This window comes from Streptomyces sporangiiformans (assembly GCF_005768555.2).
Classification (GTDB): Bacteria; Actinomycetota; Actinomycetes; order Streptomycetales; family Streptomycetaceae; genus Streptomyces; species Streptomyces sporangiiformans.
In genome coordinates this window covers 1-24,907 of record NZ_VCHX02000311.1, presented here as the reverse complement: position 1 = coordinate 24,907, position 24,907 = coordinate 1, and the positions used below count along the sequence as shown (strand labels likewise).

Genomic DNA, 24,907 nt, shown 5'->3' with positions numbered 1-24,907 from the left:
CGGCCGCGGCCGCCCGGCCCCTTCGTGCACCGGCCGGCTGCGACGGACCTCTCAGCCGCGCAGCAGGTCGCGGAAGCCGGTGAGGAGCGCTCGCAGGCCGACGTCGAAGGCGTTCGTGGCGCGGCTGCGGTCGGCGGGTGTGTGGTCGAGTACGGCGCTGAGGTGGGGGGCGGTTTCGCGGGCGACTGCGGAGACCATGACCGGGGGCGCGACCAGGTCGAGGGCGGAGCCGAGGATGAAGTTCTCCAGGGCGTTGATCAGCGGCATGACCTGATCCTCGGCGAAGCCGGCGGTCAGCAGCAGCTCGGCGGCCCTCTCATACATCGCGTGCATGAAGGGTTCGGCGAGCGGCGCGGTGGCGAGGAGCGGGACCGCGCCGGGATGGGCGGCGAAGGCGGAGAGGTAGGAGCGGGCCCAGCTGTCCAGGGCCTGTTCCCAGGGCTGGGACCAGACATGTGCGCCCTGTCCCGCTCCGGTCGTGAGCACGAGTTCCTCGCGCATGAGGGAGATGATCTCGTCACGGCCGGAGACGTGGTGGTAGAGCGCGGACGGGGCCACGCCGAGGGCCCTGGCCAGGGCCGGGATGGTGAGGGCGCCGTTCTCGTCGGCCAGGCGTAGTGCCGCGGCGCCGATGCGGCGGCGGTCCAGCAGGGGTGTGCGCGGCCGTCCCACAGAACTCCTCGTATCCCTTGTGCGGCGGGATTCGGCCCACTCGCCTCCGCCGCCGTAACCCAACCGTTACCGAATGACTTTCAGTTAAACCCTTCCCGGCGATCCGGGTGCCGCCTACATTACCGGAAACCGAATGCCTTTCAGTTAGGCGGCCGGAGCCACCTCCGCGTCAGAAAGGGCACCTCCACACGCCATGTATGCCGACATCGTCTTCACTGGTGGGACCGTCAGGAACGGGGACGCCTCCGTCCACGACGCCCTCGCGGTCACGGACGGCAGGATCAGCGGACTCGGCGCCGAGGCTCTGGTCGCCCGCGGCCCTCGGACGACCGTGGTCGATCTGGCGGGCGGCGCGCTGCTGCCCGCCTTCGGCGACGGTCATGTGCATCCGGTGCTGGGCGGACTCGGACTGCGCGGCGTGCCCGTCCGGGAGTGCGCCTCCGTGGAGGAGATCGTCGAGGCCGTACGACGCTGGGCCGGCGAGCACCCCGAGGCCGAGTGGATCACCGGGGGCGGCTTCGATCCCTGGCTCGCCCCCGACGGCCGGTTCGACGCGCGGTGGCTGGACGCCGCCGTCTCCGACCGGCCGGTCGTGCTGCGCACCTCCGATCACCACACGGCCTGGGTGAACAGCGAGGCCCTGCGCAGCGCCGCGTACACCGCCGCCACCCCGGACCCGGCCGGCGGGGAGATCGTGCGCCGGAACGGATCCGCCGAACCGCTGGGCACCCTGCGCGAGTTCGGCGCCCTGAACCCGGTCCTCGCCCTCGCCCCGAAGCCGTCCCGTGAGGCACACGTCGGCGCCCTGCGCGAGGCATGCGCCCGGTTCGCCGCTTCCGGGGTGACGTGGGTGCAGGACGCCTTGGTGGAGCCGCACCACGCCGACGCCTGGGTCACCGCTGCCACCACCGGGCCTGGGCTGCCGGTCCGCGCCGACCTGTGCTTCCTCCTGGAACCCGACGGCTGGCGCGAGCGGATCGCCCGGTTCGCCGCCGACCGCGAGCGCGTGGAGAGCGGCGCACCCGGAGTGCTCACGGCACGCAGCGTGAAGTTCTTCGCGGACGGTGTGATCGAGTCGGGCACCGCGGCGCTGCTGGAGCCCTACACCGACTGCCCGCACTCGCACGGCATCGCGACCTGGACACCCGGCGAACTCGCCGAGGCCGTCACCGCCGTCGACACCCTCGGCTTCCGTCCGCACCTCCACGCCATCGGTGACGGCGCGGTTCGTGCCGCCCTGGACGCCATCGAGGCCGCGGCCCGTACCAACGGCCCCCGTGATCGCCGTCCGGTCATCGCCCACGCCGAACTCATCGATCCCGCCGACCTGCCCCGTTTCACCGAACTCGGGGTGATCGCCAACCTGCAGCCGCTGTGGGCCCAGTGCGACCCCTTGATGAGCGAGCTCATCCTGCCCCGCATCGGCCCGGAGCGCGGCGGACGGCAGTACCAGATCGCCACTCTGCTGGCCGCTGGCGCCCGCGTCTCGTTCGGCAGCGACTGGCCGGTCACCTCCCATGAGCCACTGCGTGGCATCGCCACCGCAGTCACCCGCCAGACGCCCGACGGGACCCCCACGGGCGGCTGGCTCCCCGAAGAGCGGATCGACACCTTGACCGCTCTGGCCGCCTACTCCACGGGCTGCGCCGACCAGGCGTTCGAGGAGAAGGAATGGGGCGCCCTGCGCCCCGGAATGCGCGCCGACCTGGTGCATCTCGCCGCCGACCCGATCGGGACCGCACCATCCGACCTCGCGCACCTGCCCGTCCTGGGCACCTGGCTCGCCGGCCGCCGCACCCACGACGCCGGCGCTCCGGACGGCTCCTGCGCCGGGAGACGATAGACGTACCGTCGTCATCGACACGTCAGACGTACGTCGTCACCAGACGTACTCGGACACCTTCGGACGTACGTCGTCGTCACGGACCGGCCCGCGTGCCCAGCATCTCCCCACGCCCGCTCACCACACGCACCACGCGGAGACCTCCATGACCGAGCCCCTCGTCCCCACCGCTTCCCAGCAACCCCCACAGGCCACCAGCCCCGGAGCGAGCCCACACCTGCGACGCGGCACTCTCGGCCTCACCGACATCGTGTTCTTCGTCGTGGCGGCGGCGGCCCCGCTGACCGTGATGGCCGGCATCGCCCCGCTCGCGATCCTCTTCGGCGGCATCGGCGCCCCGGTCGCCTACCTGGCCATCGGCGTGCTGCTGTGCTTCTTCGCGGCCGGCTTCACCGCCATGACGCCGTACATCCGCAACGCGGGCGCCTTCTACTCATACATTGCCCGGGGCCTGGGCCGTCCGGCCGGGCTCGGCGCGGCGCTGCTCGCCGTGTTCTCCTACAACGCCCTGCAGATCGGCACGTTCGGGGCCTTCGGCTTCTTCGCCGCCGGCACCGTGAACGATCTCCTCGGCGTCGACCTGCCCTGGCCGGTGTACGCCTTCGCCGGGATCGCCGTCGTCTGGTTCCTCGGCTTCCGCTCGATCAACCTCGGCGCCAAGGTTCTGGCCGCGCTGCTGATCGCCGAGACCGCCATCCTGGTGCTGCTGGCCGGCGCGATCCTGGTCAAGGGCGGAGCGAGCGGCCTGAGCCTGGACTCCTTCGCCCCGTCCCATGTCTTCACCTCGCAGATGAGCGCCCCGCTCGGTCTCGCCGTCGCCGCCTTCATCGGATTCGAGGCAACCGCCATCTACCGCGAGGAGGCCCGCGACCCCGACCGCACCGTGCCCCGGGCGACGTACCTGGCCGTCGGTTTCCTCGGCCTCTTCTACACCTTCGTCGTCTGGGTCATCGTGCAGGCCTTCGGCAGCGACCAGGCCGTGGGAGCCGCCGCGCAGAATCCGGCCGAGATGTTCTTCACGGCCATGACCCGCTACGTCGGCGACTGGGCCACCGACCTCCAGCGCGTCCTCATCGTCACCAGCCTGCTGGCTTCCCTGCTCGCCTTCCACAACGCCATCACCCGCTACGTGCACGTCCTCGCCACCGAGCACACCCTCCCCGCCGGCCTGGGCCGGATCCACCCCCGGCACGGCTCCCCCTGGAGCGCGGGCATCGCCCAGACCCTGCTGGCCGCCGTGGTCGTCGCCGTCTTCGCGGCGATCGGCGCCCACCCGTACAACCAGTTCCTCCTCTGGGTGAACACCCCCGGAGTGGTGGGCATCCTCGCGCTCCAGACGCTGGCGGCCTGCTCCGTCGTGTTCTTCTTCCGCCGCAACCCCGCCACGCGCGGTGAGAGCGGCCTGCGCACCCTGGTCGCACCCGCCGTCGCCGCGGTCCTGCTCACCGTGACCACCGGTCTTGTCTGCACGCGCCTGGACCTGTTCACCAGCGCCGGTCCGGCCGTCAACTGGACGCTCGTCGCCCTCACCCCGGCCGTCTTCCTGACCGGTGTCCTCCTCGCCGGGCGGATGCGCCGCCGGCGGCCCGACGCCTACGCCAAGCTCGCCACGACCGACGTCGACGCCGGCTGACCGCACGCGACGGTCCCGTCACCCTGTCCTGCACGGGTGACGGGACCGTCCATGAACGTCAGCGGGGCGTACCCCTGTTGTGAATCAGTCCGCCGGGGCGGGGTATGTCGGGTACTCCACTCCGGAGACGTGCTGGACGACGCGGATGACCTGGCAGGAGTAGCCGAACTCGTTGTCGTACCAGAGGTAGAGGATCGCGTTGTCGCCCTCGACCTTGGTGGCGCCGGCGTCGACGATCGAGGCGTGCCGCGAGCCGATGAAGTCGCTGGACACCGCGTCGGGAGCGCTGATGAAGTCGATCTGGCGCTTGAGCGGCGAGGTCAGCGACACATTGCGGAGGTGGTCGAGGACCTCCTCGCGGGTGGTCTCGCTCTCCAGCTGGAGGTTGAGGATCGCGATCGAGACGTTCGGCGCCGGGACGCGGATCGAGCTGCCGGTGATCCGTGCCTTGAGGTCGGGCAGCGCCTTGGCGACGGCGGAGGCGGCACCGGTCTCGGTGATGACCATGTTGAGCGGCGCGGAGCGGCCGCGGCGGTCGGAGCTGTGGTAGTTGTCCAGCAGGTTCTGGTCGTTGGTGAACGAATGGATCGTCTCCACGTGCCCACGCTGGACGCCGTACTCGTCCGCCATCGCCTTCAGCGGCGGGACGATCGCGTTGGTGGTGCAGGAGGCACAGGACAGGATCTGCTCGTCCGGCTTGATCGTGTCGTGGTTGACGCCGTGGACGATGTTGGGCACGTCGCCCTTGCCCGGCGCGGTCAGAACGACCTTCTCGATGCCGGGGCGCAGATGCTTCGACAGGCCCTCGCGGTCGCGCCACTTGCCGGTGTTGTCGATGAGGATGGCGTCCTTGATGCCGTACGCCGTGTAGTCCACCGACGTCGGGTCGTCGGAGTAGATCACCTTGATCTCGTTGCCATTGGCGATGATCTTGTCGCTGGTCTCGTCGACGGTGATCGTGCCCTGGAACTGACCGTGGATGGAGTCACGGCGCAGCAGCGAGGCGCGCTTGACGATGTCCTGGCCGCCGCCCTTGCGAACGACGATGGCGCGCAGCCGCAGGCCGTTGCCGGAGCCGGCCTTCTCGATGAGCAGACGGGCGAGGAGACGGCCGATGCGGCCGAACCCGTAGAGGACGACGTCGCGCGGTTCCCGGCGCTCGATTTTGTCGGCACCCGTGGCGCCCGCGACGGCTTCGGCGGTGAACTCCTCCACCGAGAGACCGCGGTCATCGGTCTTGTACGTCGCGGCGAGCATGCCGATGTCGATCTGGGAAGGGCCGAGATCGAGCGTGGTGAGAGCCCGCAGGAACGGCAGCGTCTCGGTGACCGAGAGCTCCTCACCGGCGATCTGCCGGGCGAAGCGGTGGGTCTTGAGGATGCTGACCACCGACTTGTTCACCAGGGAGCGGCTGTGGAGCAGGACCGTGACGTCCCGCTCCCGGTGCAGCTTCCCGATCATCGGAATCATCGACTCCGCGATCTCCTCGCGGTTGTTCCAGTCGGTGAACGAATCCTCGTTGACAGTCACAGGTTTCTCTTTCGAGCTAGGCGGCGCTCATATGCTAAACCCCCGGCCTCTATGGTCATTCACCGGGTGCCGCCCGAGGGGGTCACTGCCTCAGGGCAGGCGTCGTCATCAACCGCGGTCCGAGACCGGCCACAGATACGGCAGCGTGTCCGGGACTCCGGGGAATTTCTCGGCGTAGTGGCTGGGGTTCTTCCGTACGAGAGCCGACTGGTGACTGCGGTGGAACGCCGGGTCGCCCAGCCAGGGCGGCAGTGCCCCCGCCCGCCGGAGGGCGTCCTGAGGGCGCGGTTCGGCGATGCCGGTCGCCGCGCCGAGATCCACGCGCAGGGTATGGGCGCAGGTGTCCGCACGCCCCAGGCTGCACCACTGCCCGCACATCTCCAGCCCGTAGCGGACCAGCGCCTCCTCGTACCCGGTCCACATACGAACGGCGGGATGCCGCCTCCAGCCGTACCCGGGCACGGTCAGTCCGCGCAGCACCTGGATCGTCTCCACCCGCTGTTTGCCCAGACGCAGCGGGTCCAGCACCGCGGCGCTGCGGGTGAAATCGGGATAGGGCAGGAACGTCTGCATGATCCTCGCGGGACCTGGACGAGGTTTCGCCGTACGTCTTGAGTACCCCGCCGTGACCGCCTAGTACCCGGGATCGCCATCAGGCCGGGCCGGTGATTCCTCGTGATCGGGCTGGAGAAGGCAGGAGGCGACGACCACGAAGGGCCACAGGGACTGAACGGCTGTCACAGCGCGTTCAGCCACGCCGGGGGCACCGTCAAGATGGAGTTCGATCAGGAACCACGCCGCACCGAGGCCCATCAGAGCGGTCACCACGATGGAGGGCGCGGGCCGGAGTCCCCATGGTGCGGCTCCGCCGCGATGGGCGGCCAGGACCGGCCACACCGCAAGGAGAGTGAATCCGACCACGACCACCGAACCGTGACGCAGGGAACCCCCACTGCTCGGTACCGGGGACAGCGCCACCACCAAGGCGGCAGCACCACCGGCGCCCAGCGCCACACGTCCGGCGAGTGCGGCAGGGCGCAAACCCCAGGCGGTGAGCAGATGACAGGCACCCAGGGCGAGCAGCGCTCCGGTCATCACCCAGAACCCCGAAGCCCCGTTGGCCGCAAGGACGCTGATCGTTTGAGTGGTCGGGTTGTAGGCGGGCCCTTCGATCGACGCCGCGATCACCCAGCCGCCGATCAACAGAACAGGCGCGCACCCCGACGAGAGCAAGGCCCATCTAGGTACAACTCGCATCAGACCACCGTAAAACGCCTCATCATTCCTCCGTCGCGCACACGCGGGCGGACGGAAGCGGATGGAAACCGAGCGGGCGACCGGTGGAGCGGAGCGTGACGGTCCGCTACCCGCCCCGTTCCGGGGATGGCGTTGCCCCGGCCGTGCGGCGAGGATGCTCGTTCGGTACCGAGGATCGGAGGAGCCTTCCGATGGGTTCACACGCGGCGCCGAACCACCGCAACCGTGCGCGTGCCCTGTTGATACCGCTCGGTCTCCTGCTCCTGGCCGTTCTCCTGGGCGTTCCCCGTGCCGACGGGGCACCCCGCTCGGCCGACGCCTGCCGCACCACGGGCACCGAACTGCCGCGCGGCGACTGCGGGCCCTTCTGGCAGGTCCTCGCGGAGGATTTCAACGGTGACCGGGTGCCGCTCGGCGCGTTCAGCGACTGCGACCATCATGTCGACACCTCCGCCGCGTACTGCGGGGGCCTGAGCGGCGCCTACCGCGACAACTGGTGGGCGTATCCCACCGGTTGGCGTGACACGGCCAACGACCGGGGCCGGGAAGTGGTGGGCGTCTACCACCCGGAGGACACGGTGAGCGTAGGTCCTGCGGAGAACGGCGACGGAAGGATGTACATCCGGATGTGGCGGCCCTCCGGCGGAGGCCCTGTGCACGCCGCGGCCGTGGTACCGCGTGCCGTCATGCAGATGAAGTACGGCAAGTACAGCGCCCGCATCAAGGTGACGAAACTCGCTCCCGGATACAAGTCCGCCTGGCTGCACTACGGCGGCGGCTGCGAGATGGACCACCCCGAAGGCGAGTGGACCGGCCCCCTCACCGCCTTCCACCATCCGTGCGGCGGCGGCGAGCAGGGTTACTTCCCGGGGAGTGACAGCTGGACCGAGTGGCACACCGTCTCGACCGAGTGGACGCCGGGGCATGTGCGGTTCTTCGTGGACGGCCGGCAGACAGGACACGACACCCGCAACGTGCCGGACCGTCCCCTGTCCTGGGTACTGCAGAACGAAAGCGCCCTGCAGGGGCCGGGCGCCGCTCCCGGCAGCAGCGCCCGACTCGAGATCACGTGGGTCGCCGCGTACGCGTACGGGTGGAAGTAGAGCGGCAGCGTGTCCTGGGCGGTCTGCGATGCGATGAGGTGCGTCACACCGCCTTCCGGGGGCGGTCCGCGCTCTGATAAACGTGGCTGACCAGTACGTTTCGTCCGGAAGATCACCCATGGACCAGGGCCCCGCACCCGACCACCTGAACTTCTCGATCGACCTCACCCTCGAGGAGGCACGGCGTCGGGCCGAAGTGATGGCGGCACTGGGCCCCGACTGGGACCCGGTGGCCGCGCTCCGCGGCGAGGAGGCCGCCACGGCTCTGCTGTACTCCGGCCTCGACCCCGAGCAGGAGCGCATCTACGCCATGCTCGTGGCGGCCGGCGTGCTGCCCGGACGAGGCCCGGGCGAGGCAGGACCGAGCGAAGCAGGACCAGGCTCGCCAGGACCGGGCGAGGCAGGGTCGGGCGATCCGGGATACGGCGATGCGGCTCCCCATTGACCCACAGGCGGACCGGGCCCGCCGCGCCTGGGTCGCCTGTCCCGGATGTGACGACGGGCGTGACTGCGCCACCTGCACCGGCGGACGCACCTGCTCGGTGCACTGGCGCTACCTCCTGGGAAACGAGGGTGCGCGGGTCCATCTGCAGTGCCCCAGCTGTACGTACACATGGACCCTCGACACCGGCCGCGGCCACAGGGCCTCCTAGGCCCTGGGTCCCTCAGCAGATCCGCGGGAGCTGCTCGCCCAACGGCAGGTCCACCACCCGGGTGCCGCCGAGAGCGGTGCGGGCCACCACCATCCCCGGGTGGGCGTCGACCACCTCGCCGATCATCACGGCATCGGCACCCAGAGGGTGAGCCCGCATGGCCGCGAGAACCTGCTCGGCATGAGCCCGCGGGACGAACGCGACGAGTTTGCCCTCGTTCGCCACGTACATCGGATCCAGGCCGAGTACGGCGCAGGCATTGGCCACCGGAGGCGGGACGGGCACGGCGCGCTCTTGGACGACGATCCCCGTACCGGAAGCGGACGCGATCTCGTTGAGCGAGGCCGCCAGCCCCCCGCGCGTCGGGTCACGCAGCACATGCAGATCCGGCGTCACGGCGAGCATCGCCTCCACGAGCCCGCCCAGCGGAGCGCAGTCGCTTTCGATCTCGACCCCGAACTCCAGTCCCTCCCGCACGCTCATGATCGCCACACCGTGAACTCCGACGGCCCCGCTGACGATCACGACATCGCCGGGGACGACCCGCTCGGGACGAAGATCGACTCCCGGTGGGATCAGTCCGATGCCCGAGGTGTTGATGAAGACGCCGTCCCCGTGGCCGGACTCCACCACCTTGGTGTCACCCGTGACCACCTCGACGCCCGCCGTACGGGCCGCGGCGCCCATCGCCCGCGCGACCCGCTCGACCACGTCGATCGCGACGCCCTCTTCGAGGATGAAGCCGCAGGACAGGTAGGCGGCGCGGGCCCCGCTCATCGCGAGGTCGTTCACCGTCCCGTTGACGGCCAGGTCACCGATGCTGCCGCCGGGGAAGAACAGCGGCCGCACCACGAACGAGTCCGTGGAGAAGGCCAGCCGCGCGCCGCCGATCTCCACCGCGGCGGAGTCCGTCAGCCCGGACGGCCCGGGGCCGCCGAAGGCCGGCGTGAAGATCTGCTCGACGAGTTCGGCGGACATGGCGCCGCCCCCGCCGTGCCCCATCACCACCCGGGGCTGATCGCGCAGCGGAGCGGGGCACGTCCACGAGAGCATGTCCGGCCCGACGGGCTCGCCGCGCTCCGCCGTCGTCGAGGAGGCGGCGGCCGGGCGCGCGGGAGACGGGGCGCTGGTGGTGTCAGACAACGGAGCTGCCCTCCATGGACGGGGACGGGCACGAAGACGGGGAAGGAGACGGGGACGGGGTCGGGGGCGCCGTCTCCGCGGACGGCGGCCGGGCCGGGGCTCGGTTCTGCGAGGCCGGGGCCTGGGCCTGTGCCGTCAGGTCGAGCCGCCGGTACAGGTAGTACGCCGCGCACGCGCCCTCGCTGGACACCATGGTGGCTCCGAGCGGGCTGCGCGGTGTGCAGGTGGTTCCGAAGGCCTCGCACTCGTGGGGCTTCAGCAGCCCCTGAAGCACCTCTCCGCTGCGGCACGCGGCCGGCTCACGGGTGGTGATGCCGTCGACCTGGAAGCGATGCTCGGCGTCGTAGTCCCGGTAGCGCTCGGACAGCCGCCATCCGCTCCCCGGGATCACCCCGATGCCGCGCCACGCGCGGTCGGTGACCTCGAAGACGTCGTCCAGCATGGCCCGGGCGGCGGGATTGCCCTCGGGTCTGACGGCCCGGGGGTAGGCGTTGTCCACGGTGTGATCGCCGCGCTCCAGTTGCAGCACGGTGCGCCGTACCCCTTCGAGGATGTCCAGGGGCTCGAATCCGGTGACGACGATCGGCACACGGAACCGCTCGGCGAGCTCCGGGTACTCCCCCGTGCCCATGACGCTGCACACGTGCCCGGCGGCGAGGAAGGCCTGCACCCGGCAGTCGGGCGACCGCATGATCGCCTCGATCGCCGGTGGAACCCGCACATGGGAGACCAGCATGCTGAAGTTGCGAATCCGCTGCCTTCGGGCCTGATACACCGTCATCGCATTGGGCGGCGCGGTGGTTTCGAAGCCGATGCCGAAGAACACGACCTCCCGGTCCTGGTTCTGCTCGGCGATCCGCAGCGCGTCGAGCGGCGAGTACACCACCCGCACATCCCCGCCCTCACCGCGCACCTGGAACAGATCCCGGCCGGTGCCCGGGACACGGAGCATGTCCCCGAAGGAACAGAAGATCACCCCGGGACGGGAGGCGATCTCGAGGGCCTTGTCGATCACCTCCAGCGGTGTCACGCACACGGGGCAGCCCGGACCGTGGATCAACTCCACCTCTTCCGGGAGGAGTTGGTCGATGCCATGCCGGATGATGGTGTGTGTCTGGCCTCCGCAGACCTCCATCAGAGCCCAGGGCCTGGTCACGGTGGCGTGGATCTCGTCGACCAGCCGCGCCGCGAGGCCGGGGTCCTGGAATTCGTCGATGTACTTCACCGCTGCACCTCCCCGGCGGCCACGTCGTGCGACGGCCGCCCGCTCCCGTTCTCCGCCGCGGCCTGTTCCCACGGATCGCCGAACTCCTCCTGCAGCATGCCGAGGTGCTCGAACAACTCCAGCGTCTGGCGGGCCGAGTCCTCGTCCAGCCGCTGCAGCGCGAACCCGACGTGCACGATGGCGTACTCACCGACCTTCAGATCCGGCAGGTACTCCAGGCACACCTCCTTGACCACACCGCCGAAATCGACGGTGGCCATACGGGTGCCGTCCCTTTCCTCAACGCCCAGCACTCTGCCGGGTACCGCCAGGCACATGTGTGTCTCCTTCGCTGTTGCGCTGCTCGGCCCGCACGCGTCATCCGGCCCCGTCCACCTCACGTGCGGCCACGACGAGTTGGCCGAGAGCCAGCCCGCCGTCGTTCGGCGGGATCCTCTGATGGCGCAGCACCGTGAAGCCGTCCTGCCGCAGACCGCGGGCGCAGAGCGAGGACAGCAGCGCGTTCGCGAACACCCCGCCGGACAGGGCGACGGTCTCCAGCCCGGACGCATCGCGGGCAGCGGCGCACACCCTCCGTACCAGCCGGGCCACCGCGCCGTGGAAACGCGCCGCCACCAGGGGCACGGGGATACCGCCTCGTACGTCGTCGGCGATCGCGGCGAGCAGCGGCGCGGGATCAGCGGTGAGCGGAACACCGGGCCGCGCGGCGCCGGTCAGCCCGAAGGTGTAGCGGGGGTCGTCCTCGGCCGGTGTGTCCACCGCCGCCGCTTCGAGTTCGATGGCGGCCTGCGCCTCGTAGCCGGCCCGGTGGCAGACGCCTGCCAGTGAGGAGACGGCGTCGAAGAGACGACCCATCCCGGAGGTGGGGACGCAGTGCAGCCCGCGCTCCAACTGAACGTCCAGCACGGCGAGTTCGTCGGGCGGGCACGCCACCACGCAGGGCAGGTCACCGCGCCACGGGATGGCCGCGGCGCGCAGGTGCGCCAGAGCCATCCGGTACGGGCGCTCGACCGCCGCGTCACCTCCGGGCAGCGGTACGTACGCGAGGTGCGCGAACCGGGTGAAGCCTCCGTAGCCCGCCAGCAGGAACTCGCCGCCCCACACCGCTGCGTCGTCTCCGTAGCCGGTGCCGTCGAAGGCCACACCGATGACGCGGCGGCTGCCGTCCAGACCGTGCTCGGCCATGGCCGAGGCGATGTGCGCGTGGTGGTGCTGGACGCGGCCCAGCGGTCGTCCGTCGGCCCGGCGCCGGGCCCACTGGCCCGACCGGTACGCGGGGTGCCGGTCGGCGACCAGGATCCGGGGGCGCACCCCCGTGACCGACTCGAGCTGCTCCTCGGCACGTTCGAAAGCCCGCTGGGTGGCGAGGTCGTCCATGTCTCCGATGTGGGCCGACAGCCAGGCCTTACGTCCCTCGCCCAGACAGAAGGTGTTCTTCAGGTCCCCGCCGACGGCGAGGGCCGCGGTCACCGGCACGGGCAGGATGACCGGCAGGGGAGCGTGTCCGCGGGAGCGCCGCAGCACGAGCGGCTCGCCGTCGAGGACGCGTACCACCGAGTCGTCGCACGGCACGTGGATGGGGCGGTCGTGCAGGAGCCAGGCGTCGGCGAGCCCGGCCAGCCGGTCCAGCGCCTCGGTGTCGTCGGTGACGATGGGTTCACCGGCCAGGTTGCCGCTGGTCATCACGAGCAGCCGGGGCGCGGCCCCGCCGGCGTCGGCCTGCGCGCCCAGCCCGAGAAGCAAATGGTGGACGGGGGTGTACGGGAGCATGAATCCGAGGTCGGGACTGCCCGGCGCGACCTCTTCGGCCGGCACGACCGCACCCGACCCGGGCGGCACTCCCCTGCGGCGCCGCATCAGAACGACCGGCCGTACGGGTCCGGTGAGCAGGTCACGTTCCACGGGTCCGACATCGACGAGTCGCTCGATGTCGGCGATGTCCCTCGCCATCATGGCGAAGGGCTTGTCCCCGCGGGCCTTGCGGCGGCGCAGTTCGGCCACGGCCCGGGGGTTCGTTGCGTCGCAGGCCAGGTGGTAGCCACCGAGGCCCTTCACCGCGAGGATCGCGCCCTGGGCGAGCAGCGCGCGTGCCGCGTCGATCGGGTCCTCCCCTTCCTCCGCACCGCCGGGCATGGCCCCTGCCCGGCCCGCCGGGACCAGCCGCAGTCGGGGCCCACAGGCGGGACAGGCGACCGGCTGCGCGTGGAAGCGGCGGTCGGCCGGATCGCGGTACTCCCGGGCGCAGTCGGCGCACATCGCGAAGCCGGCCATGGTGGTGTGCTCGCGGTCGTACGGCAGGCCGGTGACGATGGTGAAGCGCGGCCCGCAGTGCGTGCACGTGATGAACGCGTGCCGATGGCGGCGGTCGGCCGGGTCCGCGAGTTCCGCCAGGCAGTCACGGCAAGTGGCCGTGTCGGGCGCGACCAGCGTGCGCACGGGGCCGCCGGACCGCGACGGGACGATGGTGAAGCCGCTGTCTCCGACGGCGGGCACGTCAAGGGCGTCCACCGATTCCACCTGCGCGAGTGGCGGCGCCTCGGCGGCGATGCGCTCACGGAACCGGGCGACGGCCCCGGCCTCCCCCTCGACCTCCACGACCACGCCGTCACCGGTGTTGCTCACCCGGCCGGAGAGCCGTAGTTCCGTGGCGAGTCCGTAGAGGTAGGGCCGGAACCCCACCCCCTGCACCACGCCCCGCACGACGATCCTGCTGCGCCGCGTGGTCGGTGCCAGGGTGGCGGCGCCGTCGACCGGTGTGCTCACGCGTGGGCCCTGGCCATCACCGGGGCGTGAACGGGGGTTCCGTCGGCCGCCGCAAGCGCCCGGTCGACCAGTTCTCCGGCGCCCTCACCGCTGCGTACGGAGGCGAGGAGCACCTCGACCCCGGGGTTGACCTGCTGCACATGGGCGCGGAAAGCCGCCTCGTCGAAGTCGGCCGCCTCCGCCAGGTCGGTCTTGGTGACGATCACGAGGTGGGCGAGGCCGAACGCCGTGGGGTATTTCAGCGGCTTGTCCTCGCCCTCGGTCACGGAGGCGAGGACGACGCGCAGCGACTCGCCGAGGTCATAGGAAGCGGGGCAGACGAGATTGCCCACGTTCTCGACGAACAGCAGCCGGGTGCCGTCCGGCAGCCAGTGGTGCAGGTGCCCGGCGAGCATGTCCGCCTCCAGGTGGCACAGTCCGTCGGTGAGCACCTGTTTGACGGGGACTTCGGATCGCGCGAGGCGCTGGGCGTCGTTCTCCGTCGCCAGATCGGCGGTGAGGGCCGCCGTGCTGACACCTCGTTGTCTCGCGAGCCGCAGTTCTCGCTCCAGCAGGGCCGTCTTGCCGCTGCCGGGGCTGGAGAGCAGGTTGACGACGGTGGTGCCGCGGGCGGCGAGTTCCGTTCGCAGGACCTGGGCCGCCATCGCGTTCTTGGCGAGCACCGCTTGCTGCAGGTCGACGACACGGCACATGGTCAGCTCTCCTCGTTGATCGATGCGCGGGTACGCTCGCGTGCTGCCGGTGGGGCATCGGCCAACCCCACCTCGCAGATCCGCAGTTCGCGGCCGGAGACCAGGTCACCGGCCGCGTCGTTGCAGTGGGGGCAGAGCAGTTGTGGAGGCATACCGACCTCCCAGGTGGTCCGGCAGCCGGCGCACCGGGCCGTGCCGGGGACGGTTCGGGTGATCAGTTCCGCGCCTTCCAGGGCGGTGCCGGCACAGGCGAGTTCGAAGCAGAAGGCCAGCGCTTCCGGGACCACGCCGGCGAGCTCGCCGATCTCGAGCCGCACATGTGTCACCCCGTGGGCGCCGTCGGCGCGCGCCGCCTGCTCGACCTGCTCGATCATCGCCAGCGCGACGGACATCTCGTGCATCGCCTCTCCGTCCTGCGCGGCGGCCGTCTGTCCGGCGCCCATTACATGTCGGGGTCCCGAGGCCGGACCGACAGCCACGCCGTTGCCCCACGGCTGCGTACGCCGTTCGGTGCACCGCGCTTCGATCAGGCGGCGCCTTCGGGCCGGCGTCCGCAAAAAACCTGCCGGTGAGCTACCGCCACAGAAGCCAGGCTGTGACCAGGGGCATCAAGAGAGGGCGCCTGACCTGGGCTGATGCCTCGTCCGGCGCCCTTCTTGGCGCTCACTCATTCCAACGGTCGCAGCGGCCGCCGGATCATCACATGGCTTTCAGTCTGAAGTAGCGTCGGGCCTCCGGCACTTCGGCGAGGGCGATCACGACCAGCACGGCGGCGACGGTTCCGACTGTGGCCTTGACCACGTTGGACGGGATGAAGATGCCTTTCTTCTTCACGGCGGGGTTCACCTCCTCTCCGTGGCATCGGCCCCGAGGATGTCGACGAGCAGGGACTCGACGAACGGCACGGAGCGGTCGACGGCCTCGCGAACCGGCTCACTGAGTCCGACGACGACATCGCTCTCGTCGCCGTTCATGCGGACCTCGGGCTCGCAGCCGACGACGAGTACACGTGGGAGCCCACCGTCACCCAGGTGACGGGCGAGAGCGAGGACCTTGACGGGGTCCATGGCATGCGCCTCGGGCGTGCCCTCGGCAGGCAGGGCGGCGAGGTCGGGCTCGATGACGCTGAGAGTGCCGGGCGGTTGCCCGTGGGGGGTGGCGTCCAGCAGGACGACGGTGTCGTAGCCGTCGAGCATGCGGTAGGCGAGGTCCAGGCCGCGGATGCCGAAGTCGGCGACGTGGACGCCGTCGGGCAGCGGCCGGCGGGCGAGGGCGGAGGCGGCCTCGGGGCCGAAACCGTCGTCGGCCATGAAGATGTTGCCGACGCCGGCGACGAGCACGCGGTGCTTCGGCGGGTCGCCGGCGGGCCCTTCGATCGGTTCGAGCTCGTCGGGGGCGAAGAAGAACCGGTGGCCGATCTGGCTGGCGGAGCCGAGGTCGCGGCCTGGGTCGCCCTCGAGGACGACGGCTACGTGCAGCTGTCCCTCGAAGTCCTCCTCCACGGCGGCCACTTCGGCGATCCGTCCGGCCAGGGCCAGATCCATGATGTCCGCCCGCCGGGTGGGCCGAAGCCGCACACGCGTCCCGGGGCGGTAGGAGACGCCGTTCACCTTCCCTCCCCGGAGGCCGGCTGGAATTCCCGAATGGCGCCGTGCAGGTTCATCAGCTGCTCGGGGCCGAGCCCGGCGCAGCGGTCGAGGATCTCGCGAGCCCGTGGATCGCTGGCCCGTGCCTCCGCCTGTTCCTCTTCGGTCAGGCTGAGCACGCTGAGCACGAGCAGCTGGTCGATCTCGGTTCCGTCGAACAGATCGCCTGGGCTCTCGGGGGCGACCCGGGGGAAGTCGTACAGCGTGACCGGCGAGGAGAGCACCGTGTGCGCCCGGCCGTCGCCACCGTCCGTGCCGACCAGGACGGGCCAGGTGCCCTCGTTGCGGCAGGCCGCGGCGTGGTCGCGCAGTGCGGCGGGCGGGTCGAGGAGGGAGACGAAGCGACCTGGGTCGCTGTGCAGCACGGTGTGGGTGGAGACGAAGGCGTACGCGGCGGCGGCCTCTCGTGCGTGCCGGGCGCCGGTTTCCGGCACCGGGCACGGGGTGCTGTTGGAGATCCGCACGGTCAGCCGGTGCACGCCGTCCGCGACGGGCTCCGCCGTCACCTCGACGGTGCCGGTGAGACGCCGCCAGCTGCGCACGAGGGCGGCCGCCGTTCCCGGCAGTTGCTCGGTGGCGGTGCCCGCGGGGATGTCCACGGCCGTGGTGCCGGGGGCGCCGGTGAGTACGACCTCGCGTTCGGTCACCTCCTGCCAGCTGACGTAGCGCTCCCCCTCCACGGTCAGCTCGTCGAGTTCACGACCGTCCTGCGTCACTGTGCGGTCCACCACCTGCAGAAACCGCACGCGCACGGTGAGGTCGTCGACGGGCCCTTCGTGGAGGATCCGAGTGGTCATGGAGGCTGGTTCGCCGAGCGGGCCGGCGCAGGCGGCGGGGAAGACGCCGCCGAAGGTCCAGCGTTTGGTGTTCTTCAGAGCGGACCGCCGGTAGGGCCACAGCAGGTAGCCCTCGTACAGGCAGGTCCGGGTGATCTTCTCGACATCGGAGAGGTCGGAGAGGTCGGAGAGGTCGGAGAGGTCGGAGAGGTCGGAGAGGGTCATGAGGTTCCCGGGTGGTGGAGGTCGGCGCTGTCGAGCAGGGCGCGAACGGCGTCGTCGGGGCTGCCGAGGACCTGCTGGGCGCGGTAATCGTCGAGCCGGTCGTAGGTCTCGCGGGACAGCCGCAGCCACGGACTGCCCGCGTGATAGCGGTCGGTCAGGGAGTGCCAGAGCGCGGCGGGCAGGGTGAAGCGAGTGTCGCCGTCCGACCAGGAGATCCGGGAGGCGGCCAGCCCGCGCCCGCCCGGGGCGCGGTGGAAGACGGTGCCGCTGAACAGGAAGTCCAGCGGCACCTCGCCGTCGTCGCCGACCGCGCGCAGGTATTTGGTGATGGCCAGTTCCATGTCGTACGAGCACTCGACGGGGATCTCCACGGTGGTGCGCTCGTCGAACGCCGGGACGTGGACGGTCGTCCGCGACCACGTGAGCGGCCGCATGCTGCTCGCCCACTGCTCCGGCGCCCCGAACAGCTCGGCCAGTGCTCTGCCGGCCTCTGGCGCGTAGCGGCGGCGGGTGACGTCGATACGGACCACGGTGGTCAGGGCGATCGAGCCGACGGGAGCCCCGCCGGTCCTCGCGACCTCCAGCCGGAAGCGGAGGGTGGGAAGCGCGGCGAAGCGTTCTTCCACGACTCCGGTGACGGCGAATGCCAGGTCCGGCGCCACCGGAGCGGAGGCAGCGGCGGGTGCCGTCATGCGGGGGACAGGTTCGGCATGTCGGGATCGACCGGGTTGCGGTGGCTCGCGTTGATGCCGGTGGAGCGCCGGGCCGTGGAGCGGTCGTCGCGGCGGTGTCCCGGCTGGTGCTTGATCACGCCGCGATGGTTGCCGCGTCGTACGCCCGCGACGTGCGCGGCCTTGTCGGGATCTACGTCGGGCTTGCCTACGGTGATACCCATGACGCCTCCTCGGTGCTGAAGGTGCTGAAGGGGGTGGGTTCGGTCAGTGCGTTGAAGAAGTCCTCGACCCGTTGCCACACCTCGGGGCCACCGTCCAGTCCCTTCCAGTGTGCGCGGACGACGGCGACCAGGCGGTAGCAGTCGTCGAGCGGGACGAGCCAGTGCTCGCTCGCCCCACGGGCCCGGTTCACCAGCAGGGCCTGTACATCGGTGACACCTCCTGGCAGGTCCGGGTGGCAGGCCTCGACCTGCTGCCAGCTGTCCCGCGGGACGGTGGCACGCAGCGCGCCCAGCGGGCTCGGGTATGCCGCGATGACCTCACCCGGCTCCGCCGAACGAGTGAAGAAGGCGAGGTTCACCGGGATACCGAGACCCATCCACACGGCATCGTCGATGCCGCAGTCCGGGAGCCGCCGCCGCTCCCGGGGCAGCAGCCGGTAGCCGCCGGCCGATCCGGCGTCGTGGTCGAACAGCACGGCGCAGGCGCGGCAGGCGCAGGAGACGGTGCCGGTGGCGGGCTGCAGCACATGGCGGTGGGCGTCGTGGGGAGGCAGCGGCTCGGCGCACAGATCGCACCGTTCCTCCTGGTTGTCCCGGCCGCCGGCCAGGGCCGCCTGCCGGGCCACGCGTCGAAGCACGCCGTTCATCCGCAGGCACCTCCGCAGGAGGCGCCTTGGCCGACCGGCGTGGGGGCGCGGAACAGTGCGTCGACGGGGATCAGCGCCTCGGCCGCCGCGCCGCCGCTCTCGACGGTCACGTCCTCGATCTCCGGCGCCCGTGCGGCCACGGCGTCCCGAACCGCCTGCTCGGCCCCGGCCGACCCGCAGCCGCCACGGACCCGGACCCTGAGTGCGGTGCCGGACAGCTCCAGCACCTCCGGAGGGTCCGGCAGCGCGGCAAGGGCCTCCGTGACCCGGGTCTCGACCGGATCGGGGTGCAGGTCGTGGACCAGCAGCAGATGCCCGACCAGTTCGTCGGCGGCCAGCCGTGCCAGCAGGTCGGGGTGTTCGGCCAGGTGGGCGGTGATGCGGCCCAGGCACTGTCCGTACAGCCCGACCAGTGTCTCGACGGTCTCCGCCGCCCGTGCCGCGGCGAGGCCGTCGGGCAGGCCGTCCAGGCCGGACAGCCGCTCCTCGGCCAGTGCCGCTTGGTGGCGCGCCTGCGCTTCGTCCCACGGTTCCCAGGGCATCGTCGGCTGCCCTAGCCCGCGAGGGCGCCGAAGGTCGGCGAGTGGGACTGGGTGAGGGTGCGACCGCCGCCGAGGTACATGTGGACTCCGCACGGCAGACAGGGGTCGAAGCTGCGAACGGTGCGCATGATGTCGATGCCCTTGAAGTTCTCCGGCCCGTTCTCCTCGAAGATCGGGCAGCCCTGCACGGCGTCCTCGTACGGGCCCGGGGTGCCGTACATGTCGCGTGGACTGGCGTTCCACGGGGTCGGCGGGTACGGGTGGTAGTTGGCGATCTTGCCGTCGCGAATGACCAGGTGGTGGCTGAGCACGCCGCGTACCGCCTCGTGGAAGCCGACGCCGATGCCCTCCTTGGGCACCTTGAAGTCCTGGAAGGTCTTGGTGACTCCCGAGCGGACCTCTTTCAGGGCCTGGTCGACGAAGTGCAGGGCCATGGCCGCCGCGTAGGCGACGAAGTACATGCGGGCCCGGTTGCGCTCGATGGTGTTGGGGAACGGCGGGGGCGTCCACTCCAGCCGCCGCTCGGGCGACGACGGGGTCTTCGGCAGGTCGATCTGCACGCTGTGGCCGGTGGAGCGCACGTACGGGGTGTTGACCTTTCCGGCGAGGGCGGTGACCCAGAGGCGGGCGATGGGCCCGCCGCCGGTGTCGAGGGCGAGGAAGTCGTTGGTGCGCTTGTCGAACCAGCGGGGGCTCATCACCCAGCTGTAGTTGCCACCGTCGAGGTCGCGCTTCTGCGGGGCGGGCAGGGTGGTCTGGTTCCAGGGGTGGCGCTTGTCGACCGGATTGCCGAGCGGATCCATGTCGACGAAGGTCTCCTCGCCCGTCCAGTCCTCGTAGTAGGAACTGCCGAGCAGGATGCGCATACCGAGGTTGATGTCGACCAGGTCCGTGGTGACGAGTTGGTTGTCGACCACGATGCCCGGGGTGACGAACATGCGGTTGCCCCACTCGTTCATGTTCTTGTAGCTGTAGTCGACGATCTCCGGGTCCTGGAAGGCGCCCCAGCAGCCGAGCATGGTGCGGCGGCGGCCGACCTCCTCATAGCCGGGCAGGGCATCGTAGAAGAAGTCGAAGACGTCGTCGTTCATGGCGACAGCGCGTTTGACGAAGTCCAGGCAACGGGTGAGGCGGACCAGGTAGTCGGTGAAGAGCTGCGGTGTGGCCACGGTGCCCACACCGCCCGGGTAGAGCGTGGAGGGGTGCACATGGCGGCCCTCCATCAGGCAGATCATCTCCCGGGTGAGGCGGCTCATGACCAACGCCTCTTTGTACGTGGCCCCTTCGAAGGGGTTGTACGAGCGCATGATGTCGCCGATGGTGCGGCAGCCGTGCTGGTCGCCCCGCGGGGCGGGGGTGCGCTCGGCCCGTTCCCACACGCCTGGGTTGGTCTCCTTGACCATGCGTTCGCAGTAGTCGACGAAGACCATGTTGTCCTGGAAGATCGTGTGGTCGAACATGTACTCGGCGGCCTCGCCGAGGTTGATGATCCACTCGGCGACCGGCGGCGTCTTCACGCCGTACGCCATGTTCTGCGCGTACACCGAGCAAGTGGCGTGATTGTCCCCGCAGATGCCGCAGATGCGGCTGGTGATGAAGTGCGCGTCGCGGGGGTCCTTGCCCTTCATGAAGACGCTGTAGCCACGGAAGACCGAGGAGGTGCTCTTGCACTCCACGACCTCACGGGTGTTGAAGTCGATCTTTGTGTAGATGCCCAGGTTGCCGACGATCCGGGTGATCGGGTCGAACGCGACATCGGTGAGAGTGCGCTGCTCCGCGGGAGCGGCCTGGCTCGTCGTCACTGGACGGATTCCTTTCGGCATGGGGTGTGTGGGGGTACGCGGGGGTCACTTGCCGGACGGCCAGCGCGGCGCGAAGCCGGAGGTGAGCTCGGTGCGGTTGTGGCGCCACTTGGGTTCCTTGTTGACCGAACGGTTGGTGATGGCGCGCAGGGTGCGCATCAGCGGTCCGTAGGTGGCGGCGAGACCGGAGGAGATACTGGCGCCGGGCGGCTCGTCCATGAACGGCATGAACTTGTCGGGGAAACCGGGCATGGTGCAGCCGATGCAGATGCCGCCGACGTTGGGGCAGCCGCCGATGCCGTCCATCCAGCCGCGCTTGGTGACGTTGCAGTTGACGACCGGGCCCCAGCAGCCGATCTTCACCTGGCACTTGGGGGAGTTGTAGTCCTTGGCGAAGTCACCCTGCTCGTAGTAGGCGGCGCGGTCGCAGCCCTCGTGCACGGTCTTGCCGAACAGCCAGGTGGGACGCAGTTGTTCATCGAGCGGGATGGGCGGGGCCATACCGGCGGCCTGGTAGAGCAGCCAGGTCACGGTCTCCATGAAGTTGTCGGGCTGGACGGGGCAGCCGGGCACATTGACGATCGGCAGCCCGCCGGCCGATCGGAAGTCCCAGCCGAGGTAGTCGGCCAGACCCATGCAGCCGGTGGGGTTGCCGGCCATGGCGTGGATACCGCCATACGTGGCGCACGTGCCGATCGCGATGACGGCGAAGGCGCCGGGGGCGAGCCGGTCGATCCAGGTGTTGAAGGTGATGGGTTCGCCCGTGCGGGGGTCGTTGCCCATGGAGGTCCAGTAACCGTCGCCGTTGATCCGCTCGTTGGGAATCGAGCCCTCCACGACGAGGACGTACGGCGCCCCCAGTTCACCGTCGGCCGCCTGATGGAAGGCGCGGGTGAAGTCGTCACCGCTCTCGTAGGAGAGAACCTTGTTGTGCAGAACCACTTTCGGCAGTCCGGGAATGGCGCCGAGGACCACGTCCTCCAGGCTGGGCAGGGAGGCGGCGGTGACCGAGATGGTGTCACCGTCGCAACTCATGCCCTCCGAGGTCCAGAGGATGTGGACCTCTTCCACGGATGCGGGGGCTTCGGTTTCGGTGCTCATTGCGGTTCCTTCCTGGCGGCGTCCCCGCGAGAAGGCTGACATAACGAACATTTACTCACCATTCAGGCACTCCATTCGGGAACGCCACCGGGAGGCTTCCGACGCGTGGTGCCAGGGCCTGCGCCGTCCTGGTGCCGAAGGCGCTCCGGGCGCTGCCCCTCACCGCCTGCGGCCGCAGCGCCGCACGGGAACCTGGACCGCGGGCTCCGGGGCAAGCCGTCCCGCGACGACAAGGCCGTAGAGCACGTGGTCCAACGCGAGCGCGATACGCCACAGCACCGGTCGCCGCTTCGGACGGTCAATGCCGAGCAGGGGCCCGATCCCGAGTTCGAAGGCAAGCCAGATCAGCAGGCCGTAAGCCACCCCGGTCCCCGGAAAGCCGCGAACTCTCGCCGGCAGCATGCCGAAAGCCACGCCGCCACCGGCGCCGTAGGCCCAGTGAAACAGTTCGGTCAGCGCCTCCCGCTGGGGCTCGGTCAGTCTGAGCACAGGCTGCGGAGCATGTTTCTCCACGATGGCCTCAGGTGGCATCGACTCCTCCGGCGCCAGGTTCGCCGTCACGGCACGACTCCCTGTCATCGCCATGGCCGCCACCAGCCCCCGCGCTCCTGCGCGGAGGATCGCCGGCTGACGCCGTCTCACCCTGCTCATACGGGGTCCACCTCGCTCAGTCACCAGCGTTCGGCCGACGTGCCCACGCATCGGAGCGGCACCGGCATCGTTCCCGTCAACCGTCGGCCCGTTCTGCCGCCACCGCATTCGGGACGACGTCCGAACGACCTTCCCCAAGCCCCGTCGATGAGCCTTCCAGCGGATCCTGCACCGGCTCCTGCACCGGCTCCTTGCGGACGAACGCCCTGCGCAGCGCGTGGTAGGGCGCCTCGGGGTCGGTGAAGGTGCGACGCATCCGGGCGAGCTCCCGCTCCCGGAACGCCGACAGAGGGGTGACGGCCTCCCTGCGCTCCTGCTCGGCCTTCTTGGCGGCGACACGGAGCTGCGTGGCGGGCAGATCCGCCAGGCGCGCGGCCATTCGGGTGATCTGGGCACTGAAGTCCTGCGGATCGCAGTCGATCACCCGGTCGGCCAGCCCCATGTCCAGTGCCGCGGCCGCGGTGACCGGCTCGGCCTCCTGTGTGAGCCGCCGTGCCATGGGGCCGCCCACCCTGCGGGGCAGGGTGTACGTCCAGTACTCCGACCCGTACAGGCCCATGCGCCGGTAGTGCGGGTTGAGCACCGAGCCGGATCGGCACCACACCTCGTCCGCGGCCAGGGCCAGCATGGCGCCGCCCGCGGCCGCGTTGCCGCCGAGGGCGCTGACGACGAGCCGGTCGGTGGTGGTCAGGACGGCCTCGACGAGGTCGTTCATGGCGTTGATGTTCGCCCAGGACTCGGCGGCGGGGTCCGCCGCCGCCTCGATGACGTTCAGATGGATGCCGTTGGAGAAGAAGTCACGGCTGCCGCCCAGGACCAGTACGGCCGTGGGGCGTGAGCATGCCTCACGGTAGGCGTCCAGCAGGCGGCGGCAGTGTCCGGTGCTCATCGCCCCGCCGGGGAAGGAGAAGGACAGGATGCCGACCGGGCCGTCTTCCCGGTACCGGATGTCGGTCCAGGTCCTGCGCCCCTCGGGCACCGTCAGCGGCGGGGGAAGATCCGGCAGGCGCGGCAGACGGCCGGCCAGTGCCGAGGTGGCGGGCAGCTTGCAGGCGCGGGGAGCGCCGGGGGCGGCGACGGCCCGCAACTCGGGGATCCATACCGCCCCGTCCGTGGTGGCACGGCAGATCGCACCGGCGCGGGTGGCCAGCAGGTCACCGGGGTGGCCTCGCAGGCCGTCCTCGGCGTGGCCGCCGTGCAGGTACCAAGCGCCGCCTAGCAGTTCGTCCCGTACCCCGGGCTGGGAGTCGGCGGCCCGCAGCTTGCGAAGAACCGTTTCCGTCGAGTCCTCGCCCCAGGCGATCCCGCGCGTCTCCTGACGCATGGCAGGCCGCGTACGTACCGGCATGGCACGTGACCCCGCGGGTCCGCTCTGCGGCTGGGGGACGTAGTCGCCGGAGGCGAAGCGGTCGACGGCGAGCAGGACTGCCGCGAGCGCGGCGTCCGAGACCTCGTTCCGGTACAGGTCGCTCTTGGCGACGCGCGGCACGGGGAAGTCGACGTTCGCCCACACCGGACCGGCATCCATCTCCCTCACGGCCTGCAGCACGGTGACGCCCCATACTGCGGCGTCCTCATGGATCGCCCAGTCCAGGGAGGCCGGCCCACGGTCCCCCACCGGCCCCGGATGTACTACGAGGCAGGTGTGGGCCGTCCACACGTCCTCGGGGATCGCGGCCTTCAGCATGGGTGCCACAACCAGGTCGGGCATGTGCCGGAGCACGGCCCGCCGGACGTCCGGGCCCCTCGGTGTGACCTCCACGGACACGGCGTGCCCGCGGTCACGCAGTTCGGCGTGAACGCGCTGGGTGAGACTGTTGTACGCGCTGGCGATGAGCAAGATGCGCATGACTGCCCTCCCACGGCTGCTGCGTCCGTCGACGCCGGCGCGTCCGGCGCCGTCTGCGATGGTCGGACACACACGCCCGCGGACGTCGACGCGAATCCCGCACATCACTCGCAAGAGCGGTCATCACTGCCAGATGGGCCAGCTCGCGGGCCGACGGCGACGCCGGTACCCATGTACCCAGCAAGGGTTGCCGAAGGGCCCCGGGCTGCGGCACGGCGCAGCCCGGGGCCCTTCATGCTTCTCCCTCAACTCCTCGCCC

At 70.6% G+C, this 24,907-nt stretch carries 25 protein-coding genes and 1 pseudogene; 5 read left to right on the top strand and 21 right to left on the bottom strand.

Going from position 1 to position 24,907, the window contains the following annotated elements; translation table 11 throughout:
* Positions 1-51: 51 nt before the first annotated feature.
* Entirely contained in the window at positions 52-672 is a 621-nt protein-coding gene (locus tag FGD71_RS38475) for a TetR/AcrR family transcriptional regulator (RefSeq protein WP_119105189.1), read from the bottom strand.
* A gap of 193 nt (positions 673-865) precedes the next feature.
* Here FGD71_RS38475 and FGD71_RS38470 point away from each other — a divergent pair, with 193 nt between their 5' ends.
* Positions 866-2,515, top strand: a complete 1,650-nt coding sequence (locus tag FGD71_RS38470) for an amidohydrolase (protein WP_119105188.1) — start codon at positions 866-868, stop codon at positions 2,513-2,515.
* A gap of 145 nt (positions 2,516-2,660) precedes the next feature.
* Entirely contained in the window at positions 2,661-4,148 is a 1,488-nt protein-coding gene (locus tag FGD71_RS38465; protein WP_119105187.1) for an APC family permease, read from the top strand.
* Between the two features lie 84 nt (positions 4,149-4,232).
* Here FGD71_RS38465 and FGD71_RS38460 read toward each other — a convergent pair whose 3' ends face one another.
* The 3 genes from FGD71_RS38460 to FGD71_RS38450 all read right to left on the bottom strand — a co-directional run bounded on the left by FGD71_RS38460 (position 4,233) and on the right by FGD71_RS38450 (position 6,935).
* Positions 4,233-5,678, bottom strand: coding sequence for a glyceraldehyde-3-phosphate dehydrogenase (locus FGD71_RS38460; RefSeq protein WP_119105186.1), 1,446 nt, complete (start codon positions 5,676-5,678; stop codon positions 4,233-4,235).
* A 108-nt stretch (positions 5,679-5,786) separates the two neighbouring features.
* Positions 5,787-6,251 carry an MSMEG_6728 family protein gene (locus FGD71_RS38455; protein WP_119105185.1) on the bottom strand — a complete coding sequence of 155 codons (465 nt, stop codon included), beginning with the start codon at positions 6,249-6,251 and terminating at the stop codon, positions 5,787-5,789.
* Positions 6,252-6,311: 60 nt separating this feature from the next.
* Positions 6,312-6,935, bottom strand: coding sequence for a DUF998 domain-containing protein (locus tag FGD71_RS38450; protein ID WP_119105184.1), 624 nt, complete (start codon positions 6,933-6,935; stop codon positions 6,312-6,314).
* A gap of 191 nt (positions 6,936-7,126) precedes the next feature.
* Between FGD71_RS38450 and FGD71_RS38445 the strand changes: the two genes are divergently transcribed.
* From FGD71_RS38445 to FGD71_RS49385, 3 genes and pseudogenes are all read left to right on the top strand, one after another.
* Entirely contained in the window at positions 7,127-8,038 is a 912-nt protein-coding gene (locus FGD71_RS38445; protein WP_119105183.1) for a glycoside hydrolase family 16 protein, read from the top strand.
* A 118-nt stretch (positions 8,039-8,156) separates the two neighbouring features.
* Positions 8,157-8,396: pseudogene (locus FGD71_RS38440) on the top strand (DUF6400 family protein); the annotation flags it as partial.
* Positions 8,397-8,466: 70 nt separating this feature from the next.
* Positions 8,467-8,691, top strand: coding sequence for a hypothetical protein (locus tag FGD71_RS49385; protein WP_119105182.1), 225 nt, complete (start codon positions 8,467-8,469; stop codon positions 8,689-8,691).
* Positions 8,692-8,703: 12 nt separating this feature from the next.
* On the opposite strand, the gene hypE is transcribed toward FGD71_RS49385, so the two are convergent.
* From hypE to FGD71_RS38355, 17 genes are all read right to left on the bottom strand, one after another.
* Positions 8,704-9,834 (bottom strand): hydrogenase expression/formation protein HypE, encoded by a 1,131-nt coding sequence (gene hypE / locus FGD71_RS38430; protein ID WP_420878388.1) that lies wholly within the window; start codon positions 9,832-9,834, stop codon positions 8,704-8,706.
* Complete coding sequence (hypD, locus tag FGD71_RS38425) at positions 9,827-11,059, bottom strand: hydrogenase formation protein HypD (RefSeq protein WP_119105181.1); 1,233 nt, start codon at positions 11,057-11,059, stop codon at positions 9,827-9,829. The genes hypE and hypD overlap by 8 nt, the downstream gene beginning before the upstream one ends.
* Positions 11,056-11,376: a HypC/HybG/HupF family hydrogenase formation chaperone gene (locus tag FGD71_RS38420; RefSeq protein WP_119105180.1), complete on the bottom strand. Its 321-nt coding sequence runs from the start codon at positions 11,374-11,376 to the stop codon at positions 11,056-11,058. The genes hypD and FGD71_RS38420 overlap by 4 nt, the downstream gene beginning before the upstream one ends.
* A 40-nt stretch (positions 11,377-11,416) precedes the next feature.
* Positions 11,417-13,822: a carbamoyltransferase HypF gene (gene hypF / locus FGD71_RS38415; protein ID WP_240436974.1), complete on the bottom strand. Its 2,406-nt coding sequence runs from the start codon at positions 13,820-13,822 to the stop codon at positions 11,417-11,419.
* Entirely contained in the window at positions 13,819-14,514 is a 696-nt protein-coding gene (gene hypB, locus FGD71_RS38410) for a hydrogenase nickel incorporation protein HypB (protein ID WP_119105179.1), read from the bottom strand. Before hypB ends, hypF begins: the two co-directional genes overlap by 4 nt.
* Before the next feature lie 2 nt (positions 14,515-14,516).
* The gene (hypA, locus tag FGD71_RS38405; protein ID WP_119105191.1) at positions 14,517-14,915 is read right to left on the bottom strand and encodes a hydrogenase maturation nickel metallochaperone HypA; all 399 of its coding nucleotides are present in this window, start codon (positions 14,913-14,915) and stop codon (positions 14,517-14,519) included.
* Between the two features lie 298 nt (positions 14,916-15,213).
* Positions 15,214-15,360 (bottom strand): DUF6893 family small protein, encoded by a 147-nt coding sequence (locus FGD71_RS47720; protein WP_162931340.1) that lies wholly within the window; start codon positions 15,358-15,360, stop codon positions 15,214-15,216.
* Entirely contained in the window at positions 15,357-16,124 is a 768-nt protein-coding gene (locus FGD71_RS38400; RefSeq protein WP_338120105.1) for a hydrogenase maturation protease, read from the bottom strand. The genes FGD71_RS47720 and FGD71_RS38400 overlap by 4 nt, the downstream gene beginning before the upstream one ends.
* A complete protein-coding gene (locus FGD71_RS38395) occupies positions 16,121-17,161 on the bottom strand; it encodes a hypothetical protein (RefSeq protein WP_181359363.1) in 1,041 nt (346 codons plus the stop codon). The genes FGD71_RS38400 and FGD71_RS38395 overlap by 4 nt, the downstream gene beginning before the upstream one ends.
* The gene (locus tag FGD71_RS38390; RefSeq protein ID WP_140936050.1) at positions 17,158-17,853 is read right to left on the bottom strand and encodes a DUF6084 family protein; all 696 of its coding nucleotides are present in this window, start codon (positions 17,851-17,853) and stop codon (positions 17,158-17,160) included. Before FGD71_RS38390 ends, FGD71_RS38395 begins: the two co-directional genes overlap by 4 nt.
* Positions 17,850-18,056: a hypothetical protein gene (locus FGD71_RS38385; protein ID WP_119105177.1), complete on the bottom strand. Its 207-nt coding sequence runs from the start codon at positions 18,054-18,056 to the stop codon at positions 17,850-17,852. The genes FGD71_RS38390 and FGD71_RS38385 overlap by 4 nt, the downstream gene beginning before the upstream one ends.
* A complete protein-coding gene (locus tag FGD71_RS38380) occupies positions 18,041-18,703 on the bottom strand; it encodes a DUF5947 family protein (RefSeq protein ID WP_119105176.1) in 663 nt (220 codons plus the stop codon). Before FGD71_RS38380 ends, FGD71_RS38385 begins: the two co-directional genes overlap by 16 nt.
* Positions 18,700-19,245, bottom strand: coding sequence for a nitrogen fixation protein NifU (locus FGD71_RS38375; RefSeq protein WP_119105175.1), 546 nt, complete (start codon positions 19,243-19,245; stop codon positions 18,700-18,702). The genes FGD71_RS38380 and FGD71_RS38375 overlap by 4 nt, the downstream gene beginning before the upstream one ends.
* Positions 19,246-19,256: 11 nt before the next feature.
* A complete protein-coding gene (locus FGD71_RS38370) occupies positions 19,257-21,047 on the bottom strand; it encodes a nickel-dependent hydrogenase large subunit (protein WP_240436973.1) in 1,791 nt (596 codons plus the stop codon).
* Positions 21,048-21,092: 45 nt separating this feature from the next.
* Positions 21,093-22,148 carry an NADH-quinone oxidoreductase subunit B family protein gene (locus tag FGD71_RS38365; RefSeq protein ID WP_119105173.1) on the bottom strand — a complete coding sequence of 352 codons (1,056 nt, stop codon included), beginning with the start codon at positions 22,146-22,148 and terminating at the stop codon, positions 21,093-21,095.
* Positions 22,149-22,307: 159 nt separating this feature from the next.
* Complete coding sequence (locus FGD71_RS38360) at positions 22,308-22,709, bottom strand: hypothetical protein (RefSeq protein WP_140936049.1); 402 nt, start codon at positions 22,707-22,709, stop codon at positions 22,308-22,310.
* A gap of 166 nt (positions 22,710-22,875) precedes the next feature.
* The gene (locus FGD71_RS38355; RefSeq protein WP_119105171.1) at positions 22,876-24,648 is read right to left on the bottom strand and encodes a hydrogenase maturation protein; all 1,773 of its coding nucleotides are present in this window, start codon (positions 24,646-24,648) and stop codon (positions 22,876-22,878) included.
* Between the last annotated feature and the right edge of the window lie 259 nt (positions 24,649-24,907).

Excerpts from the sequence above, each read along its gene's own strand:
- FGD71_RS38470 (WP_119105188.1), top strand. The coding sequence starts at position 866 with ATGTATGCCGACATCGTCTTCACTGGTGGGACCGTCAGGAACGGGGAC.
- FGD71_RS38445 (WP_119105183.1), top strand. The coding sequence starts at position 7,127 with ATGGGTTCACACGCGGCGCCGAACCACCGCAACCGTGCGCGTGCCCTG.
- FGD71_RS38465 (WP_119105187.1), top strand. The coding sequence starts at position 2,661 with ATGACCGAGCCCCTCGTCCCCACCGCTTCCCAGCAACCCCCACAGGCC.
- hypB (WP_119105179.1), bottom strand. The coding sequence starts at position 14,514 with ATGTGCCGTGTCGTCGACCTGCAGCAAGCGGTGCTCGCCAAGAACGCG.
- FGD71_RS38390 (WP_140936050.1), bottom strand. The coding sequence starts at position 17,853 with ATGACGGCACCCGCCGCTGCCTCCGCTCCGGTGGCGCCGGACCTGGCA.
- FGD71_RS38395 (WP_181359363.1), bottom strand. The coding sequence starts at position 17,161 with ATGACCCTCTCCGACCTCTCCGACCTCTCCGACCTCTCCGACCTCTCC.
- FGD71_RS38455 (WP_119105185.1), bottom strand. The coding sequence starts at position 6,251 with ATGCAGACGTTCCTGCCCTATCCCGATTTCACCCGCAGCGCCGCGGTG.
- FGD71_RS38385 (WP_119105177.1), bottom strand. The coding sequence starts at position 18,056 with ATGGGTATCACCGTAGGCAAGCCCGACGTAGATCCCGACAAGGCCGCG.
- FGD71_RS38420 (WP_119105180.1), bottom strand. The coding sequence starts at position 11,376 with ATGTGCCTGGCGGTACCCGGCAGAGTGCTGGGCGTTGAGGAAAGGGAC.
- FGD71_RS38450 (WP_119105184.1), bottom strand. The coding sequence starts at position 6,935 with ATGCGAGTTGTACCTAGATGGGCCTTGCTCTCGTCGGGGTGCGCGCCT.
- FGD71_RS38365 (WP_119105173.1), bottom strand. The coding sequence starts at position 22,148 with ATGAGCACCGAAACCGAAGCCCCCGCATCCGTGGAAGAGGTCCACATC.
- FGD71_RS49385 (WP_119105182.1), top strand. The coding sequence starts at position 8,467 with ATGCGGCTCCCCATTGACCCACAGGCGGACCGGGCCCGCCGCGCCTGG.
- FGD71_RS38375 (WP_119105175.1), bottom strand. The coding sequence starts at position 19,245 with ATGCCCTGGGAACCGTGGGACGAAGCGCAGGCGCGCCACCAAGCGGCA.
- FGD71_RS38355 (WP_119105171.1), bottom strand. The coding sequence starts at position 24,648 with ATGCGCATCTTGCTCATCGCCAGCGCGTACAACAGTCTCACCCAGCGC.
- FGD71_RS38380 (WP_119105176.1), bottom strand. The coding sequence starts at position 18,703 with ATGAACGGCGTGCTTCGACGCGTGGCCCGGCAGGCGGCCCTGGCCGGC.
- hypA (WP_119105191.1), bottom strand. The coding sequence starts at position 14,915 with ATGCACGAGATGTCCGTCGCGCTGGCGATGATCGAGCAGGTCGAGCAG.